This window comes from Shinella sp. BE166 (genome assembly GCF_051201095.1).
Classification (GTDB): Bacteria; Pseudomonadota; Alphaproteobacteria; order Rhizobiales; family Rhizobiaceae; genus Shinella; species Shinella lacus.
In genome coordinates, this window is sequence record NZ_JBPEHL010000016.1 from 20,603 (window position 1) to 37,429 (window position 16,827).

The 16,827-nt window shown below is 62.5% G+C and carries 17 protein-coding genes; 10 read left to right on the top strand and 7 right to left on the bottom strand.

Annotation, left to right across the window (positions count from 1 at the left end; translation table 11 throughout):
* Positions 1-7 precede the first annotated feature (7 nt).
* The 3 genes from J2Y63_RS28070 to J2Y63_RS28080 all read right to left on the bottom strand — a co-directional run bounded on the left by J2Y63_RS28070 (position 8) and on the right by J2Y63_RS28080 (position 4,529).
* Positions 8-1,255: an ABC transporter substrate-binding protein gene (locus tag J2Y63_RS28070; protein WP_435268802.1), complete on the bottom strand. Its 1,248-nt coding sequence runs from the start codon at positions 1,253-1,255 to the stop codon at positions 8-10.
* 64 nt (positions 1,256-1,319) lie between these two features.
* Positions 1,320-2,633 carry a histidinol dehydrogenase gene (gene hisD / locus J2Y63_RS28075; protein WP_435268803.1) on the bottom strand — a complete coding sequence of 438 codons (1,314 nt, stop codon included), beginning with the start codon at positions 2,631-2,633 and terminating at the stop codon, positions 1,320-1,322.
* Positions 2,634-2,726: 93 nt separating this feature from the next.
* Positions 2,727-4,529: a thiamine pyrophosphate-binding protein gene (locus J2Y63_RS28080; RefSeq protein ID WP_435268804.1), complete on the bottom strand. Its 1,803-nt coding sequence runs from the start codon at positions 4,527-4,529 to the stop codon at positions 2,727-2,729.
* A gap of 376 nt (positions 4,530-4,905) precedes the next feature.
* Here J2Y63_RS28080 and J2Y63_RS28085 point away from each other — a divergent pair, with 376 nt between their 5' ends.
* Complete coding sequence (locus J2Y63_RS28085; protein ID WP_435268805.1) at positions 4,906-5,595, top strand: hypothetical protein; 690 nt, start codon at positions 4,906-4,908, stop codon at positions 5,593-5,595.
* 10 nt (positions 5,596-5,605) lie between these two features.
* Here J2Y63_RS28085 and J2Y63_RS28090 read toward each other — a convergent pair whose 3' ends face one another.
* Complete coding sequence (locus tag J2Y63_RS28090; protein WP_256120203.1) at positions 5,606-6,430, bottom strand: helix-turn-helix domain-containing protein; 825 nt, start codon at positions 6,428-6,430, stop codon at positions 5,606-5,608.
* 161 nt (positions 6,431-6,591) lie between these two features.
* Here J2Y63_RS28090 and J2Y63_RS28095 point away from each other — a divergent pair, with 161 nt between their 5' ends.
* Both J2Y63_RS28095 and J2Y63_RS28100 read left to right on the top strand, forming a co-directional pair.
* On the top strand, positions 6,592-7,557 hold the full coding sequence (locus tag J2Y63_RS28095) for a Gfo/Idh/MocA family protein (RefSeq protein WP_435268806.1): 966 nt from the start codon (positions 6,592-6,594) through the stop codon (positions 7,555-7,557).
* Positions 7,558-7,583: 26 nt separating this feature from the next.
* A complete protein-coding gene (locus J2Y63_RS28100; protein WP_435268807.1) occupies positions 7,584-8,468 on the top strand; it encodes a sugar phosphate isomerase/epimerase family protein in 885 nt (294 codons plus the stop codon).
* Between the two features lie 301 nt (positions 8,469-8,769).
* Here J2Y63_RS28100 and J2Y63_RS28105 read toward each other — a convergent pair whose 3' ends face one another.
* Complete coding sequence (locus J2Y63_RS28105) at positions 8,770-9,699, bottom strand: LysR family transcriptional regulator (protein WP_435268808.1); 930 nt, start codon at positions 9,697-9,699, stop codon at positions 8,770-8,772.
* 97 nt (positions 9,700-9,796) lie between these two features.
* Here J2Y63_RS28105 and J2Y63_RS28110 point away from each other — a divergent pair, with 97 nt between their 5' ends.
* Together J2Y63_RS28110 and J2Y63_RS28115 are read left to right on the top strand one after the other, a co-directional pair.
* Entirely contained in the window at positions 9,797-10,117 is a 321-nt protein-coding gene (locus tag J2Y63_RS28110) for a nuclear transport factor 2 family protein (RefSeq protein WP_435268809.1), read from the top strand.
* On the top strand, positions 10,117-10,896 hold the full coding sequence (locus J2Y63_RS28115) for an SDR family oxidoreductase (protein ID WP_435268810.1): 780 nt from the start codon (positions 10,117-10,119) through the stop codon (positions 10,894-10,896). The genes J2Y63_RS28110 and J2Y63_RS28115 overlap by 1 nt, the downstream gene beginning before the upstream one ends.
* 44 nt (positions 10,897-10,940) lie before the next feature.
* On the opposite strand, the gene J2Y63_RS28120 is transcribed toward J2Y63_RS28115, so the two are convergent.
* Entirely contained in the window at positions 10,941-11,246 is a 306-nt protein-coding gene (locus J2Y63_RS28120) for a hypothetical protein (protein WP_435268811.1), read from the bottom strand.
* Positions 11,247-11,616: 370 nt separating this feature from the next.
* On the opposite strand from J2Y63_RS28120, the gene J2Y63_RS28125 reads away from it, so the two are divergent.
* Positions 11,617-12,786, top strand: coding sequence for an ATP-grasp domain-containing protein (locus J2Y63_RS28125; RefSeq protein ID WP_435268812.1), 1,170 nt, complete (start codon positions 11,617-11,619; stop codon positions 12,784-12,786).
* A gap of 4 nt (positions 12,787-12,790) precedes the next feature.
* Entirely contained in the window at positions 12,791-13,525 is a 735-nt protein-coding gene (locus J2Y63_RS28130; protein ID WP_435268813.1) for an esterase family protein, read from the top strand.
* Positions 13,526-13,561: 36 nt separating this feature from the next.
* Here J2Y63_RS28130 and J2Y63_RS28135 read toward each other — a convergent pair whose 3' ends face one another.
* Complete coding sequence (locus J2Y63_RS28135; RefSeq protein WP_435268814.1) at positions 13,562-13,759, bottom strand: hypothetical protein; 198 nt, start codon at positions 13,757-13,759, stop codon at positions 13,562-13,564.
* 348 nt (positions 13,760-14,107) lie between these two features.
* On the opposite strand from J2Y63_RS28135, the gene J2Y63_RS28140 reads away from it, so the two are divergent.
* The 3 genes from J2Y63_RS28140 (at position 14,108) to J2Y63_RS28150 (ending at position 16,822) form a co-directional block, all read left to right on the top strand.
* Positions 14,108-15,028, top strand: coding sequence for a LysR substrate-binding domain-containing protein (locus tag J2Y63_RS28140; protein WP_435268815.1), 921 nt, complete (start codon positions 14,108-14,110; stop codon positions 15,026-15,028).
* A gap of 205 nt (positions 15,029-15,233) precedes the next feature.
* The gene (locus J2Y63_RS28145; RefSeq protein ID WP_435268816.1) at positions 15,234-16,004 is read left to right on the top strand and encodes an ABC transporter ATP-binding protein; all 771 of its coding nucleotides are present in this window, start codon (positions 15,234-15,236) and stop codon (positions 16,002-16,004) included.
* A gap of 53 nt (positions 16,005-16,057) precedes the next feature.
* Positions 16,058-16,822 carry a transporter substrate-binding domain-containing protein gene (locus tag J2Y63_RS28150; protein WP_435268817.1) on the top strand — a complete coding sequence of 255 codons (765 nt, stop codon included), beginning with the start codon at positions 16,058-16,060 and terminating at the stop codon, positions 16,820-16,822.
* Positions 16,823-16,827: the final 5 nt, after the last annotated feature.

Genomic DNA, 16,827 nt, shown 5'->3' on the forward strand with positions numbered 1-16,827 from the left:
TGGGGCTTTAGCGCGCGTTGTCGATGCCGGAGACCAGCATCTTGACGGCGTCTTCCGAGCTCATGTTGCCGACGAAGAACTGCGCGGCGACGTCGCTGAAGACGGAGGCGAATTCCGGCTTGGCGGCAAAGCCGTGCGTCATGGCGCCCTGCATGCTGCCCTTTTCGATGGCGGCAGCGCGCTCTTGGTAGCCGAGCTTGGCACAATCATCGAAGTCATCAACCGAGACGTCGCTGCGGGCCGGGATCGAACCCTTGATCAGGTTGAAGCCCTTCTGGACCTTCGGATCCATGATGGTCTCGGCAAGGGCCGTCTGCGCGTTCTGCACGTTCTCGTCCTGTACGGTGAACATGCCGAAGCTGTCGATCAGGTACTGGAAGGAGGTCACCTGGCCGGGCGTGGCGAAGCAGTAGAAGTCCTGATTGGGCTTCAGCCCCTTCGCCAGGAACTCGCCCTTCGCCCAGTCGCCCATGAACTGCATCGCGGCTTCGCCGTTGATGACCATGCCCGTGGCAACCGCCCAGTCGCGGCCGACGAAGTTTTTGTCGACAAGGCCGCGCACCTCGCGCAGCGTGTCGAACACCTTGACCATCTCGGCACTGCCGAGCGCTGCCGGATCGAGGTCGATCGCCGTCTTCTGGTAGAATTCCGGTCCGTTGACGTCCGACAGGAGGGCGTCGAAAATGATCCCGATCTGCCACGGCTCGTCACCCATCGCGACGGGAACAATACCCTTCTCCTGAAGCGTCTTGCCGGCCGCGATCAGGTCCGCCCAGGACTTGGGAACGGCGATGCCGGCATCGTCGAAGATCTTCTTGTTGGCCCAGACCCAGTTCTGGCGGTGCATGTTGATGGGTGCCGCGATGAAGGCATCACCCGACGTCACGAACGGCAGGAGCTGGGGCGCCAGCGCTTCGCGCCAGCCGCCGGCCTTGGCGAGGTCGTTCAGGTCGCGAACGACGCCCTGCTCCGCCCACTGCACGCCTTCCCAGCCGAGAAACTGCATGGCGCCCGGCGGGTTGCCCGCCGTGAGGCGCGAGCGCAGCGCCTGCTGCGCATTCGCGCCGCTCATGCCGCCCACGGCGGAATCCTTCCACGTAAACCCCTTGGCCTCGAGCTCCTTGCGAATGACGTTGAGCGCGTCGACCTCGCTTTGCGAGACCCAATGGTGCAGAACTTCGATCTCGCCTTCCGCACGCGCCGCAACGGGTACGAGCATGGTGGCGGCAAGAACAGTGGCAATAAACTTCGACATGACGTTGGTCCTCTCTGGTTGAGTTTTTTGAGCGCGGCCCCTGTCGGGCTCTTGTGCGTGGTCGTTAAACGGGGTCTGCGGGCATCGCGTAGCCGACGTTCCGGCCGCCGTAGCGGCGGACACGGATGTTTGCCTGCTCGGCGTGACCGGCGAAGCCTTCCATCAGGCAGAGCCGCGAGCCGTAGGCGCCGATCATCGCGGACGCTTCGTCGGTCAGGACCTTCTGGTAGGTGCAGGTCTTCAGGAATTTTCCGACCCAGAGGCCGCCGGTGTAGCGGGCCGCCTTGTTGGTCGGCAGCGTATGGTTGGTGCCGATCACCTTGTCGCCGAAAGCGACATTCGTGCGCGCACCCAGGAACAGCGCGCCGTAGTTCGTCATGTTGGCGAGGAAGTAGTCCGGATCACGGGTCATGACCTGCACATGTTCCGACGCCACGCGATCGCCTTCCGCCAGCATCTCCTCGATCGTGTCGCAAAGGATGATCTCGCCGAAGTCCTCCCAGGCCTTGCGGGCGACCTCGGCGGTCGGGAGGATTGCGAGCAAGCGCTCGATCTCGGAAAGCGTATCGCGCGCCAGCTTTTCCGAATTGGTGATGAGAATCGCCGGCGAATTGACGCCATGCTCGGCCTGGCCAAGGAGGTCGGTCGCCACCAGTTCGCCGTCGACGCTGTCGTCGGCGATGATCAGCGTTTCCGTCGGGCCGGCGAAAAGGTCGATCCCCACTCGGCCGAAGAGCAGCCGCTTGGCTTCCGCGACATAGGCATTGCCGGGGCCGGCCAGCATGTCGACCGGATCGATCGTTTCCGTGCCGTAGGCCATCGCGGCAATCGCCTGGACGCCGCCGATGCAGTAGATCTCGTCGGCGCCGGCAAGCGCCTGCGCCGCCACGATCTTTTCGGCAACCTTGCCCTGGAAGGGCGGCGCGCAGGTGATCACCCGCTGGCAGCCGGCGACACGCGCCGTCAGCACGGTCATGTGGGCGGATGCCAGCAGCGGATATTTGCCGCCCGGCACGTAGCAGCCGACATTCTGGATCGGCACGTTCTTGTGGCCGAGCACGACGCCCGGCAGGGTCTCGACCTCAACGTCCTTCAGCGCGGCCTTCTGGACCTCTGCGAACCGGCGAATCTGATGCTGCGCAAAATCGAGGTCTTCGCGTTCCCGGGCCGTGAGCGCGTTGATGCAGCCCGCGATCTCATCCTTCGTCAGCCGGTAGGATTCGCGATCGAACTTGTCGAACTGCACGGACAGTTCGCGAACCGCCTTGTCGCCGCCTTCCCTGACTTTTGCGAGAAGTGCCTCGACCGCCTTGGTGACCGCGCTGTCGGTTCCGCCGTCTTCGATGGGGGCCTTGGCTGTTTTGATGTGCCGGATCATGACAAAGTCTCTTCGTTCACGGCCGCCATGGGCGCCGCGTTATCAAGGGCTTGGGAGGGCAAGGGAGGCTCAGGCCTCCCCTGCTCGATATGTCTAGAGGTGCTGTTCGCGGGCGCGCATCTCTGCGTGTGCGGCCTGCTCCTTTTCGTAATAGGCCGGCGACGGGAAGTCCCACCAGCCGGTGGCGAAGGGACCGGCGGCATCGCGCGAGACGATAACTTCGACGAGGGCCGGACCGCCGCATTCGAGCGCCGCCTTCAGGCTGCTTTCGAGGTCTTCGTCCTTTTCCACCTTCCACGCCTGAAGGCCGAAGGCCTTGGCAGAGGCCGTGATGTCGGCAGAATAGGGCGCGCCGTTACCGGCGTGGTGGTTGAACTCGGAGGCGATGTGGCGGCCCATGAACTTGCGCTGCCCGCCGCGGATCGACATGTAGCCCTGGTTGTTCAGCACGAGGAACACGACGTTGATGCCGTTCATGACGGCCGTGCCCATTTCCGGCAGCGACATCATGAAGTCGCCGTCGCCGACGATGGCGACCACCTGCCGGTCCGGGCAGGCAAGCTTGGCGCCAAGCGCTGCCGGCACCGCCCAGCCCATCGGCGAATAGGAACCGGAGGTGAGATGCGTGCGGGGTTCGTAGATCGGGAAGCTCTGCTTGACCGAGCCCTGCGTATTGCCCGAGCCGACGACGACGATGCCGTTTCGATCGAGCACCTTGCGAAGCGCCATCAACGGGCGCTGCGAGGTGAAGGGCGTCTCGCGGCTGTTTTCGCGCGGCTCGACCTGGGCGCGCCATTCGGCCTTGGCCTTCTGCACGTCGGCGAGGAAGGTCTCGCGACGCGAAAGCATCTTCTGCGAGTCCGCATCGGAAATCAGCGAGAGAATCGCCTCCAGCGTCACCTTGGCATCGGCGACGATGCCGACTTCCGTCTCGTAGTTCTTGCCGATCTCGCGCGGGTCGAGGTCGATATGGATGAGTTTGGCCGAGGGGATCGAGAAGGAGACGCCCTTGGCATAGGAGGAGGCCGACCAGTCGGTGAAGCGGCAGCCGACCGAAACGACGACGTCGGCCGATGCGGTGATCTTGTTGCCGCAGGTCGTGCCCGTCTGGCCGACGGCGCCGATGAACAACTGGTGATCTTCGGAAATGGCGCCCTTGCCGTTCCAAGTGATCGAGACGGCGGCACCGAGCTTTTCGGCAAGGCGCGTCAGTTCTGCCGATGCATTGGCCGTGATCGCGCCGCCGCCGGCAACGATGACCGGGCGCTCGGCGGAGAGAAGAACCTTCAGCGCGGCTTCAATGGCCTTCGGATCCGGATAGGCGACGCCGACCGGCAGGCGCTTGCCGAGCGGATGGATGGTGACATCCGCCGCCTCGACCTGAACGTCCATCGGGACCTCGACGTGAACCGGACCCGGGCGGCCCGTCAGCAACTCGCTGAAGGCACGGTGCATAATGCTTGGGAGGACCTGCACCGAATTGGCCTGCCAGGCGCGCTTGGTCACCTGCTCGGTGATGCGCGGGAAGGCATTGTCCTGCTGGCGCTCCAGCTCCTGCATAGTGCCGTGGCCATGCATATAGGTCTGGGGCGAGCCGGAAACGTAGAAGAGCGAAGTGGAATCGCAATAGGCGGTTGCAAGGCCAATGATCGTGTTGGCCGCGCCCGGACCGACCGAGGTGGAGCAAGCCATCGGCTTGCCGCAGGCGCGGTAGTAGCCGTCGGCCATGTGAACCGCGCTCTGCTCGTGCATCACCTGGATGAAGGGGATTTCCGATCCCTCCTGCAGGAACGCGTCGAACAGTGACCAGATGCCATGGCCGGGCACGCCCGCCACATATTCGACGCCATATTCCTTCAACGCTTTCGCGACGACTTGGCCACCTGTCAGCATCATTGATCGACCCTCTGAAATCTCGTTATCTTGTGAGCAGGACGGGGACGCCCTCCAGCGATAGGCTTATTCTTCCGCCGAGCGGGGCAAACTCGCAAGTTCGCAGCCATCGAAACACTGACGCGAGATGACGCACTTCAAAAGCAGTTTTGCGTCAGGGTTCATGATCGCGACGGCCGCGCCGCCGCCGACGCGGTCAATTTGCAGCGGTCCGCTGGCATCCCGGTGGCGAGCGGCAGGCGATCCCGAACAGTGCCATCCTTCGCAAAGTGAAGCTGGAGCCGCGCCATCATGCGAATAAATTAATTCCGGCGCGCACTTTTTTCGCGGCGCGCGCTATGGCTTTCTCAGAACACGGACAGACAAAAGAGGCACCGCCGTGCAGAACCTGAGCAGAGACCTGGCTTTCGCAGACGACTTCATTTCCGCCACGCTTGTCGAGAACGTCGCGGACTATGACGTGACGGACGCCATAGTGGTCAATATCAGCCCCTCCACGATGGTCACCGGCGACGAGCATCCAGCCATCGTACCGGCGTGGAAGTCGACCTGGCTGAAGGGCGGCCGCATCCGCTCGGCGGATCGCGCCGCGATCATCAAGGTCGTCAGGCCGACCAATCTCGGTGGCTGCATGTTTCGTGGCTGGGACTGGCTGGGCAACCGCATCCGCAGCTTTCCCCGCGACACGCCGCTCTACATCTCGGCGCAGGACGAGATCGGCACCGTCACCCTCGACCCCCGCGTCTTCACCAATGAATGCGCGACAGCCGAAGCGCCGCAGACCTTCACGCTGAAGCTCAATCTTTGGTGGTCGCCCGGCGACACGGATTGCTTCATCCATAACGAGCACCCATTCCTGGAAACGCATACGCAGATCCATGGATCGGGCCGCATGCAGAAATTCAAGGCGCGCGACGCGACGACGCTCTACGAGGACGTGGTGATGCCGATCGGCTATTCGCACGATCCCTTCTGCCGGGTGACCGGCGAGAACCAGTGGACCTATCCCTGGCACCGCTACTATGCGGATACCGACAGCGTCTGGCTCGCCGTCGAACTGCACCCCTGACGGATGGCCTTCAACTCATCTGGATCATGTCGGAGCCGTCGCCGAGATATTGCAGCGCCTCGCGCGGAATGCTGGGATCGTTGCGGTCCATGACCGTCAGCTCCTTGAGATGCTCGCGGCGCAGCAGGCCCGGCCCCCGGTAGTGCAGCGCGACCTTCGTGGAATAGGGCTGGCGGAAGACGGTCGCGGCAATGCCGCTGGAAATTCCGAACATGAAGCGTTTGGCGTTCCGCTTGACCTGCGCATAGACGCCAAAGGTCAATTCGTTCGACTGGATGCCCTCGAAATCCGCTGTGAAGAGGCGGTCAGCGACGGGGAAGCAGAAGCCGTAATATTTGAAAACATATTCCGTCTTCTTCGGGTCGTCGAAGCTCGGGAAACGCTCGACATAATAGTGCTGGAGGAATTCCTTGTTGCGATAGATGCAGAAGGCCGAGCGCAGCACGAAGCCCTTGTAGATCGAGGAGAACTGATAGCGGTCGTAGATCCCGACGATGTCGTTGTGATCGGCATTGTTCTCCACGATCATCTCCGACACGAAGCGCGAGAACTCCGGCAGTTGGCGGGCGGTCGCCATCGCATGGAAGAAGTTGCCTTCCACCAGCGTGCGGAACTCCTCCGGGTCGGCAAAGAGCATGGCGACGCTGAGGCCGAAATAGTTCGCGATGATCCTCAGATTGGCCGCCGACGGCACATGCGCGCCCGACAGGTACTTGTTGAACTGCTGCCGGTTGACATTGATCTTGCGGCAGACGGCGGCCACGGAGCCGTGCTGCTCGCACAGCGTTCTCAGGTTCGCCGCCAAGGCGGCCCCATCTCTTCCCAGCTGTTCCATTAAAGCCCCCGACATGACGCACTGTGACGCTGATTGTACTTCATATCGCTAAAGACATCAATTGTCTGCGAAGTTGTAGCGCGCCTGCCGACCGGTCAATCTCCGGATGATGAAGAGGAGGACGTGCGGTGCATTCCGGGGAAGAACTTGGATGGTCGGTCATGGGCACCGGCACCATTGCAACCGAGCACATGGTGGCGGCGATCCGTTCGGTTGGGCATCAGCCCCTGTGGGTCGTCAGTCGGAACCGGCAGTATGCGACACACTTCTCGCAGGACATGCAGATAGCCGGCATCGCCGTCGATGCGCGGCCGGCCCTTCGCGATCCGCGCGTCCAATTTGCTTATGTCAGCGCCGCCCGGGACCGCCGCAAGCACTATATCCTGGCTGCGGCGGCGGCACGAAAACACGTCCTGTGCGACGGCCCGATTGCCGGCAACAGCCGCATCGCGGCAAACTTAGCCGAAGAATGCAGGAAGGCCGGCATCCTCCTGGCCCTCAACCAGCCTTTCCGCACCCTCTCGCCCCACCAGACCATGCGCCGGCTGCTGCAGGATGGCGAGATCGGCACGTTGCAGTCGCTTCTCATCGCGCGAGGCGCACCATTTCAGCTTCCGCCCAACCGTCACATCGACGAGACGATGGATCGCGGCGCCGCCCTTCTTGAAATGTCCGTCGACAGCATCGATCTGGCACGATTTCTCACCGGTCAGGAACCGGCGGCGGTGACTGCCCTTTCTTCCGTGCCGGCCAGTCCCGACGGCGACCAGGTATCCTACGCGATCCGTCTGTCCAGTGGCGCGCTCTTTCAATCCTACGAGAGTTTCACGACCGCGGAGTTCGAAAGTATCGTTATGCTCGCCGGTGACCGCGGCACGCTCACTGCGCACGGAACCCTCAGCGGCAGAGGGTCCGGCGCCCTGGTGCGCCGCCTGAACGGCCGGAACGAGCTTATTCCGGTGCGCGAACGCGACCAGCACATGACCACGATCGAAGCGTTCCTCGCCCTGCCCCAAGGCTCAGGCACATGGATGTCTCTTGCCGACGACAACGTCATCGCTCTGCGCGCCGCCGAAGCCGTCCAGGCAGCGGCACGCAGGCGCCACATTTCTGTCAGCAGCCCGTAATGAACAAACAGAGGAGGCCGGCGGCCATGACCAGAACCCAGAACCAACTCATCTTTCATTCGATGGCATCCAAATCGAACACCTTGGCCATCGACATCGAAATCGCCCGTACTATCGGGTTCGATGGCCTTGAAACCTCCGGCAACAAGATCGGCGCGTTTCTCGATGCCGGCTTCACCGTGCCGGAGTTGAAGGCGCGCCTCGACGGCCTTTTCCTCCCCGGCATCGGCTTTCTGATCGATCTGGAACGACAGGGCGACGCCCGTCGGCAGATGCTGCGCGAAGCCGAACAACTTTGCGTGTTGGCATCCGCGGCGGGCGCGAGAGGGATCGAAGCCATCACCGGCCCTTTGGATATCTGCGTTTTCGAGCCGGGCGCCGCGGAGCGCTATCCACATCTCTACCGCGGCCTGATCGACCTACCAACGGATATCCAGACCGAACAGACGGCCGCCAACCTTCAGGCCGTGGCCGACATCGCCGCCTCCCACGGACTGATCGTCTATCTCGAAGCCCTGTCGTGGACGCCGCTCAACACCTTGGATGCGCAACAGCGGATCCTCGACTTGTGCAAGCGGGACAATGTGCGGATCGTCATCGACTTTTGGCACTCCTATACCTCGGGTGATACGCCGGAGCGGATCGCACGACTGGACAAGGACCTGATATACGGTGTGCACCTCTGCGATTCCCTGCCCTATACCGGCGGCATACCGAACGAACCGGTGCTGCGCGACGTCCCCACCGGACAGGGCGTGCTCGACCTTCAAAGCTGGGTAGATGCCGTGAAATCGACAGGCTATGCCGGCTGGTGGAGTTGCGAACTCTTCTGCAATCGGCAGCATCAGGACAACAGCTTTGCCGTGGCGCGCGATCTGAAAGCCCTCATGGAGCGCCTGATTCCGGCATGACCGATGGGTTCGTCGACCCGCTTGCTAGAGATCGGGTCGCCCTTGCCATGGCCGTGTCGAACCGGGGAAGCCTCTGCGGCAAAATGGGTGCGAAGCCATGCCGGAACGCTATATCGCACCGTGCGGATTATGAACAAAAAATACGAAATAAAGCACGCCACATCGGTCTATTATAATGGCGGATAATCCCTTTTACCGGGCCATTCTTTTGCAAGGCCCGGCTTTAAAACGGGCAGGTCCGCTCTGCATCTTCGCATCTGCCGGCAACGGCAACTGATCACCACGCTTTGCAGTCTTAAGGTTATTGCATACGCCTGTTCCGGCGCTTTGCGACACTTTTCCCCGCCACCTCACGCGCTAAGGCGAGAAAAGCCTTAACGCCGGCGGATAGATTTCGGCGGCCGGGATAATACAGGCAGAGCCCTGGAAAGGGCGGCGTCCAATCCTCCAGCACGCGGACCAGACGGCCTGCCTCTATATCGGCGAGGACGCCTTGCTCCATGAAGCAACCAATGCCGATATTCTCCATGACGGCGGTTCGCGCGAGGCTTACTTCGTCGAGCATGATAGGCCCCCGCACGTCGATCTGAACCGTCTCCCCGTCCTTCTCGAAACGCCATCGGAAAAGCGCGCCGTCCGGCAAGCGCACACGGATGCATTTGTGGCCGAGAAGGTCCGGTGGGACACGCGGTTTTCCGTTGTGCCTGAAATAGTCGGGAGACCCGACGATAGCATATCGCTGCGGGCGGCCGAGCGGAACGGTGATCATGTCGCTGGGAACCAGGCCGGCAACCCGCACGCCCAGATCAAAACCATCGGCAACGATATCGATCAACCGCCCTTCGGTCACCAGGTCGACATTCATGTCCGGATAGCGGCGAAGAAATTCAATGACGAGCGGCGAGATGATTTCGCGCGCGGCAAACGGGGCGGCATTGATCCGTATCGTCCCCGAGGGCGTCTCCCGTTGGGATCGCACCATATCCAATGCGCCATGGATATCCTGAAGTGCAGGCCCCACCCGTTCCACGAACAGCCTGCCGGCATCGGTCAGCGAGACGCTGCGCGTCGTGCGATTGAACAGGCGCACGCCAAGATTTGCCTCGAGCTTTCCGATGGCATGGCTCAGCGCGGTCGTGGACATCCCGAGATCGATGGCGGCCGCTCGAAACGTTCTGCTGCGCGCAATTGCGATGACGGCATTCAGGTCGTTCAGGCCAGCACGCTCCATTGTCCCGATCCGTTCAATTCGTCATCCCGGTTTATCCCACTTATTCATACAATCGTCGAGCCTTATCTAGGAGGAACATACAGATGAGGAAGAAGCGATGGATATGCCTGACGTTGTGAAAGCCTATTTCGACGCCGACAGGCGCAACGACCCGGATGCCCTGGCTGCGGTGTTCTCCGCGAGCGCCGTGGTTAAGGACGAGGGCTCCCGCCATGAAGGTGTGGGCGCGATCCGTAGCTGGTGGGTGGCAGCAAAGGAAAAGTACCGTCACGTCGCCGAGCCCATCGAGACGAAAGGTGCGGGTGACAACGTTTCCGTCCGTGCGACGGTGACGGGGCAATTTCCCAACAACCCCGTGACGCTCGATTTTTCCTTCACCGTCAAGGACGACAGGATCGTCGGACTGGAGATTGGCTGATGACCGAATTTCTCACGTTGAAAGGCAAACGCGCCCTCATCACCGCTGGAACGAAGGGCGCTGGCGCCGCGACCGTCGAACTGTTCCGGGAGCTCGGTGCGCAGGTGCTCACGACCGCCCGCGCCCGGCCCGAGGCCCTGCCTGAAGAGCTCTTCATTGCTGCCGATCTCACCACCGAGGAAGGTTGTGCCGCCGTGGCCCACGCCGTGCGTGAGCGGCTTGGCGGCGTCGACATCATCGTGCATATGCTTGGCGGCTCCTCGGCGCCGGGCGGCGGATTTTCAGCGCTGACCGATGCCGAGTGGCACAAGGAGCTGTATCTCAATCTCTTCCCTGCCATCCGGCTTGATCGGCAGCTTGTTCCGGAAATGGTCGCTCAGGGACGTGGCGTCGTGATCCATGTCTCTTCCATCCAGAGGGTTCTCCCCCTGCCGGAGTCGACGACTGCCTATGCGGCGGCGAAGGCCGCGCTTTCGACCTACAGCAAGGCCCTGTCGAAAGAGGTGTCTCCCAAGGGCGTGCGCGTGGCGCGGGTGTCGCCGGGCTGGATCGAGACCGAGGCGGCGGTGCGTCTGGCCGAACGCCTGGCAGAGCAAGCCGGCACCGACTATGAGGGCGGCAAGAAGATCATCATGGATGCGCTCGGCGGCATTCCGATGGGCCGGCCGGCAAAGCCGCACGAAGTCGCCAACCTCATCGCCTTCCTTGCCTCCGACCGAGCTTCGGCGATAACGGGGACGGAATACGTCATCGATGGCGGAACCGTGCCGACAGTATAGGCGCAACCCGCCGAGGGGCAGGACGCAGCCTGGAAAAAATCAGTTCAGGCCGTCTTCCCATGCGTTTGGCGGTGGATAATCGCCCTCCAGCGTGAAACCGGCACCAAAGCTGCGACAAACAACAGGAGCGCGGCAGCGAGCAGCAGCGCCAAACCCGGCCGCTCCAACAGCACCAGCGCATCACGGCGCGACAAAAGCATGGTGCGGCGAAAATACTCCTCCATCATTGGCCCGAGTACGAAACCGATGAGCTGCGGCGCGGGCTCGAAACGGTAGAGCCGCACCCAGAGGCCGATCAGCGGAATGTTCAGCTCCAGCAGGAAGACATTGCCGATGAGGAAGCTGACCACCAGGAGGCCACAGAAGAGGCCCAGATGCTCCTCGACGATGCGCGGGCCGGGATGCCGACCAGCGTGCGGCAGAAAGAGGCGATCGCCGTCATGACGAGCGCGACGCCCGCCCAGCCCACGCCCGCAGCCCGAAGTTCAACCACGCCGCCGTGCCGGCCGTCTGCCACCGCATCATGGTGCACGCGAGCCTTCGCGCCGGCGCCGAAGGACGCGCCCGCCCGCGCCGGATCGAGGCCGTCAACGCGGCGATCGGTTGCCTCTAGGCGGGCCGGACAAAACGGTTTTGCGCTGCGATTGTGGCGCCAAGCCCCACTTTTCTCTCATTTCGACCTCGACTAATATTCCCTTTCACCTCCCGGAGCAGTTCCTCGTGAAATTCGTGTTCTTCTCTCCGCACTTTCCCGCCAACAATGCCGACTTCTGCGATCGCCTCCGGCAGGCCGGCGCCACGATCCTGGGGATCGGCGACGCGCCCTTCGACCGCCTCGCCCCGAAGCTCAAGAACGCCCTCAGCGAATATTACCGCATCGCGGACATGGAGAATGCCGACCAGGTGCTGCGCGCCATGGGCCATTTCATCCATCGCTGGGGCCGCATCGAACGGTTCGAATCGCTCAACGAGCACTGGCTGGAGCAGGACGCGGCGATTCGCACTGATTTCAACATTCCCGGCATCCGCAGCGATTTCATAGAGAACCTTAAGCACAAGTCGAAGATGAGCGCCTTCTTCAAGAAGGCAGGCGTCGAGACGATCCGCCAGCACGGCTATGTCGACCGGGCCGGCGTGGAGGCCTTCATCGCCGAGGTCGGCTATCCCATCGTGATCAAGCCGGACCAGGGGTCGGGCGCCAGCAACACGCTGAAGATCAGCGACAAGGCGGACCTCGATGCGTTCGAGGCGGCGAAAAAGCCCGGTGTGCGTTATGTCGCCGAACAGTTCATCGACGGCATCATCCTGACCTATGACGGGCTGGTGAACCGCGACGGCGAGATCGTCTTCGCCGCCAGCCACCGTTTCGAACAGAGCATCATGGGCGTGGTCAACGCCGATTCCCATCTCAACTACTATTGCCTGCCCTTTGTCGATCCCGCGGTGGAAAATGCCGGCCGCGCCGCCGTCAAGGCCTTCGGCATCCGCGAAAAGTTCTTCCATATCGAGTTCTTCCAGACTCGGTCGGACGAGCGCATCGTGGCGCTGGAGGTCAACATGCGCCCGCCCGGCGCCTGGATGACCGATGCCATCAACTACTCCTACGATATGGACGTCTATCGCGAATGGGCTGGCATGGTCGTCAACAACAAGGTCGCCGGCCCCTTCACGGGGCGCTACTATACCGGCTATGCCAGCCGCAAGAATCACATTCGCTACGTCAACGACCACGGGGCGATTATGGCGGCCCATGGCAAGAAGATCGTGCATTGCGCGCCGATCGAGGATGTGTTCAGCCGGGCTATGGGCAATTTCGCCTATCAGTTCCGTTCGGAAGATTTTGAAGAGGTGAAAGCCATCGTGCGCTTCATCCAGGATGTGGAGCGTTAATACGGTGCAGGTCCACTATCACAAGCGCTTCAGCCATCACCTCGCGCGGGAGATGGAGTTCAAGACCTACGGCCATGCCGGCCGGCCGGTGCTGGTCTTCCCCACGTCCAACGGACGCTTCTACCAATACGAGGATTCCGGCGGCGTCAATGCGCTGGCCGACCGCATCGAGGCCGGCGAAATCAGGCTCTGGACCGCCGACGGCATCGACGGCGAGAGCTTCTTTTCCAACGGCCACGACCTTGCGGCCCGCATCGCCCGCCACGAATCCTATTTCCGTTATATCAACGACGAATTGCTGCCGGAAATCCTTGCCGCTGGCGGCGGCTTGCCGATTCTGTCTGGCTGTTCGATGGGCGCTTTCCACGCCAGCAACTTCCTGTTCCGCTTCCCCGACCGCGCCGCCGGCGTGATCGCACTGAGCGGCGTCTACTCGACCCGGCATTTCTTCGGCGATGCACTGGACGGCCAGATCTACTTCAACTCGCCGGTGAACTATCTCGCAGGAATGCCCGAAGGCGATCTCCTTAACCGGATCCGCTCGCGCCGCCTCTTCTTCTGCTGCGGCCAGGGCGCCTGGGAGGAGCAGATGATCGAGGACACCCGTCACCTGGAGGCCGTGTTGCGCGAGAAGGGCATTCCCGCCTGGGTCGATTTCTGGGGGCCGGACGCGAGCCACGACTGGCCCTGGTGGCATAAGCAGATCGCGTATTTCTTCGGCAAGTGGCTGGAAATGTAAGCCACTCCGGCAGGGGAGGTGCCGGAATGGCTTTGCTCAGAACAACGCCGCGACCTTGTCGGCGATCGCGTGTCCGAGCGTGATGTTGGTCTCGGCGGAGAAGTCGATGCCATCCACGCCGTCGGTCGAGACGTGGTCTCCGGCCGACAGGTACTCGACCTTCATGAAATCGGCGAGCGCCTTAGACTTTTCATAGCCGTCGCCGAACATGCCCTCGAACCAGAGGTCCGGCATGGGGCAAGCGGCGATGGGGTGCCGGATAGGGCGCGCCGACGCCGACCACGAGTTTGCCTATGCCGTCTGCTGCTTCTCCTCCTTCATCCCGGCCAGCATCTGCACGGCGCTGTACGATCCCGTCCGAGAAGAAATCCCACCATCGACGAAATCGTCGGCAAGACCTATGCTGCCCCCAAGGCGGTCGGCGCGGCAAGCCTGCCGTTCAGCTCACGCTTCATGGTGAAATGAGGCGGCGGCGCTCCTTCATCGCGCCTGACTTGGTGTTGCCGTGAAGCGCGTTGCGCGGTCTTAGAACTGCGCGTATCGTCGCGCGCAATATCCTCCTTCACATGTTCGTTGATTCCGTTGGCCGACCTGCGCAACCTTCCCCTGCCGACGCTGCGAACCTTCGAGGCGGCCGCGCGCCATCAGAGCCTTGCCAAGGCGGCGGCCGAGCTTCACCTGACCGACAGTGCGGTCAGCCATCAGATCCGCCGTCTCGAAGAGGCGCTTGGCTGTGATCTCTTCGCCAAGGCCGGACGCGGCGTGGCGCTGACGGATGCTGGCCGCATCCTCGCAAAGACGGTGTCTGGGGCGCTTCAGGAAATCCTCGCCGCCACGATGCGCCTCTCCGATGCCAGCCAGGTCGGCGGGCGGCTCGACGTCGCCTGCCCGCCCATGTTCGCCAACACATGGCTTGCCCGACACATCAGCGATTTCTGCCAGGACCATCCCTCGATCGAATGCCATATCCGCCTGGTCGAGAACCAACGCGTGCACGAGCTCGGCGACATCGATGTCGGCATCTCCTTCGGCCCGGGCGGGTGGGCGGATCGCTGGTCCGCGCTTCTTGCGCATGTCAATGTCACGCCGGTTTGCAGCCCGCTGCTGTTCGAGCGCATTGGCGGATCGATCACGCAGCCTGCCGATCTTCGCCACTGCCTGCTGCTGCACTGGGACGACGGGTCGGAGTGGCGGCGGTGGTTTTCCGAAGCCGGCGAGCCCGATCTCGCCCAACAGGCCCGTCATCTCTATTGCAGCGACCTCGGCATGGCGATCGACCTTGCCATCCACGGCACCGGCGTTGCGCTGGTGAGCGACACGCTATCGGCGTCGGACCTCAAGCGCGGCGTGCTGATCAAACCCTTCTCCTTTTCCATCGACGCCTTTGGCGGCTGGCATGTGGTCTGCAACAATGCGAGCCTCGGCCGCTCCGTCACACGGCTTTTCCTGCGCTGGCTGCTTGCACGCTTCGGTCGCGATGCCTCCTGGGAAACTCTTCCCTGACGGGTCTCGCCCACGCAAAAGCTGACGGGAAATCATAAATTATTCCACCGACTTCTGGGCTGCGCCCGACACGGCTTAGGGATACATGATTTCACATCATGTATCGGGTGAAGAATCGTCATTTGCGCAAAATGCATCCATGTCCCTAGATGGCAAAAGAATTGAGCAGAAGAGCGGTTCGAGCCGCCTCGCCAAGAGGGATCCGATGCTGAAACTCAGCGCGACAGACATTCACAAGTCCTATGGGGCGCATGAGGTGCTGAAGGGTGTTTCGCTCCAGGCGAAGGCCGGCGACGTCATCAGCGTCGTCGGTGCCAGTGGCTCCGGCAAGAGCACGTTCCTGCGCTGCATCAATTTTTTGGAGCGCCCGAGTGCCGGCACCGTGGCCATCGACGGCGAGGTGCTGGCGACGGTCAAGGATCGCGACGGCATGCTGCGGGCGAATGACCGGCACCAGTTGCGCCGCATGCGCAGCCGGCTTGCCATGGTCTTCCAGAATTTCTGCCTGTGGTCGCACATGTCGGTGCTGTCGAATGTCGCCGAGGCGCCGGTCAGCGTGCTCGGCCTTTCGCGCAAGGACGCGATCGAGCGGGCGAAGGCCAACCTGGCGAAGGTCGGCCTCAACCATGAGGTCCTGGAGAAATACCCCTCCCATCTTTCCGGCGGCCAGCAGCAGCGCGTGGCAATCGCGCGCGCCCTCAGCATGAACCCGGACGTCATGCTTTTCGACGAGCCGACCTCGGCGCTCGATCCGGAGCTCGTCAGCGAGGTCCTGCGCGTCATGCAGGCGCTTGCGGAGGAAGGGCGCACGATGATCGTCGTCACACATGAGATGGGCTTTGCGCGCCATGCCTCCAGCCGCGTCGTCTACCTCCACCAGGGACGGGTGGAGGAAGAGGGCACGCCGGACGTCATCTTCACCGAGGCGAAAAGCCCGCGGTTGCAGCAGTTCCTGGCCGGCCGGCTCCAGCACTAAACGCCGGCGATCCCCAAAATCCAGACAATAACCAAACCCGAGAGGACGGAACAATGAAGGCTATGCTCAAATCCCTGTGCGCCACCATGATCGTGGCCGCGAGCCTGACGACGGCAAAGGCCGCCGAAACGCTCGACATCGCGACCGACGCCACGTTCCCGCCGTTCGAATATATCGATTCCGAAGGCAAGCTCGTCGGCTACGACATCGAGCTGATGCAGGCCGTCTGCGAGGCAGCGAAACTTGACTGCAACATCTTCAACGCCGCCTGGGACGGCATGATCCCCGGCCTGATCGACGGCAAGTACGATGCGCTGATCTCCCAGCTCACCGTGACCGAAAAGCGCCGCCAGGTCATCGCGTTCAGCGACATCTACGACCGCCCAATCTTCCGTTTCGTCGCCAAGAAGGGTGCTGCGCTCGACATCACGCCCGAGGGGCTTGCCGGCAAGACGATCGCCGTGCAGACCGGCACGCCGATGGACGCCTATGTCACCAGCCACTATCCGACGGCGACCATCACGCGCTACGACACCGGCAGCGCGCCCTATCTGGAGCTTACGGCCGGCCGCGCCGACCTGCATATCAGCTACCAGGCCCAGGTCATCCATGGCTTCCTGAACAGCGATGCGGGCAAGGATTTCGAACTCGTCGGGCCGCAGCTGACCGGTGCGGACGCCAAGGAGTTCGGCGAAGGGGTGGCGATCGCCATCAACAAGAAGAACGAGGCCCTCGTCGAGAACGTCAACAAGGGGCTCGCCATCATCCGCGAGAACGGCAAGCTCGACGCCATCAACGCCAAATATTTCGGTCAATGACCGGC

Coding starts and splice junctions, on each gene's coding strand:
- J2Y63_RS28070 (WP_435268802.1), bottom strand. CDS start 1,255: ATGTCGAAGTTTATTGCCACTGTTCTTGCCGCCACCATGCTCGTACCC.
- J2Y63_RS28145 (WP_435268816.1), top strand. CDS start 15,234: ATGCTGAAACTCAGCGCGACAGACATTCACAAGTCCTATGGGGCGCAT.
- J2Y63_RS28090 (WP_256120203.1), bottom strand. CDS start 6,430: ATGGAACAGCTGGGAAGAGATGGGGCCGCCTTGGCGGCGAACCTGAGA.
- J2Y63_RS28135 (WP_435268814.1), bottom strand. CDS start 13,759: ATGCCGGACCTCTGGTTCGAGGGCATGTTCGGCGACGGCTATGAAAAG.
- J2Y63_RS28100 (WP_435268807.1), top strand. CDS start 7,584: ATGACCAGAACCCAGAACCAACTCATCTTTCATTCGATGGCATCCAAA.
- J2Y63_RS28150 (WP_435268817.1), top strand. CDS start 16,058: ATGAAGGCTATGCTCAAATCCCTGTGCGCCACCATGATCGTGGCCGCG.
- hisD (WP_435268803.1), bottom strand. CDS start 2,633: ATGATCCGGCACATCAAAACAGCCAAGGCCCCCATCGAAGACGGCGGA.
- J2Y63_RS28105 (WP_435268808.1), bottom strand. CDS start 9,699: ATGGAGCGTGCTGGCCTGAACGACCTGAATGCCGTCATCGCAATTGCG.
- J2Y63_RS28080 (WP_435268804.1), bottom strand. CDS start 4,529: ATGATGCTGACAGGTGGCCAAGTCGTCGCGAAAGCGTTGAAGGAATAT.
- J2Y63_RS28095 (WP_435268806.1), top strand. CDS start 6,592: ATGGGCACCGGCACCATTGCAACCGAGCACATGGTGGCGGCGATCCGT.
- J2Y63_RS28110 (WP_435268809.1), top strand. CDS start 9,797: ATGGATATGCCTGACGTTGTGAAAGCCTATTTCGACGCCGACAGGCGC.
- J2Y63_RS28115 (WP_435268810.1), top strand. CDS start 10,117: ATGACCGAATTTCTCACGTTGAAAGGCAAACGCGCCCTCATCACCGCT.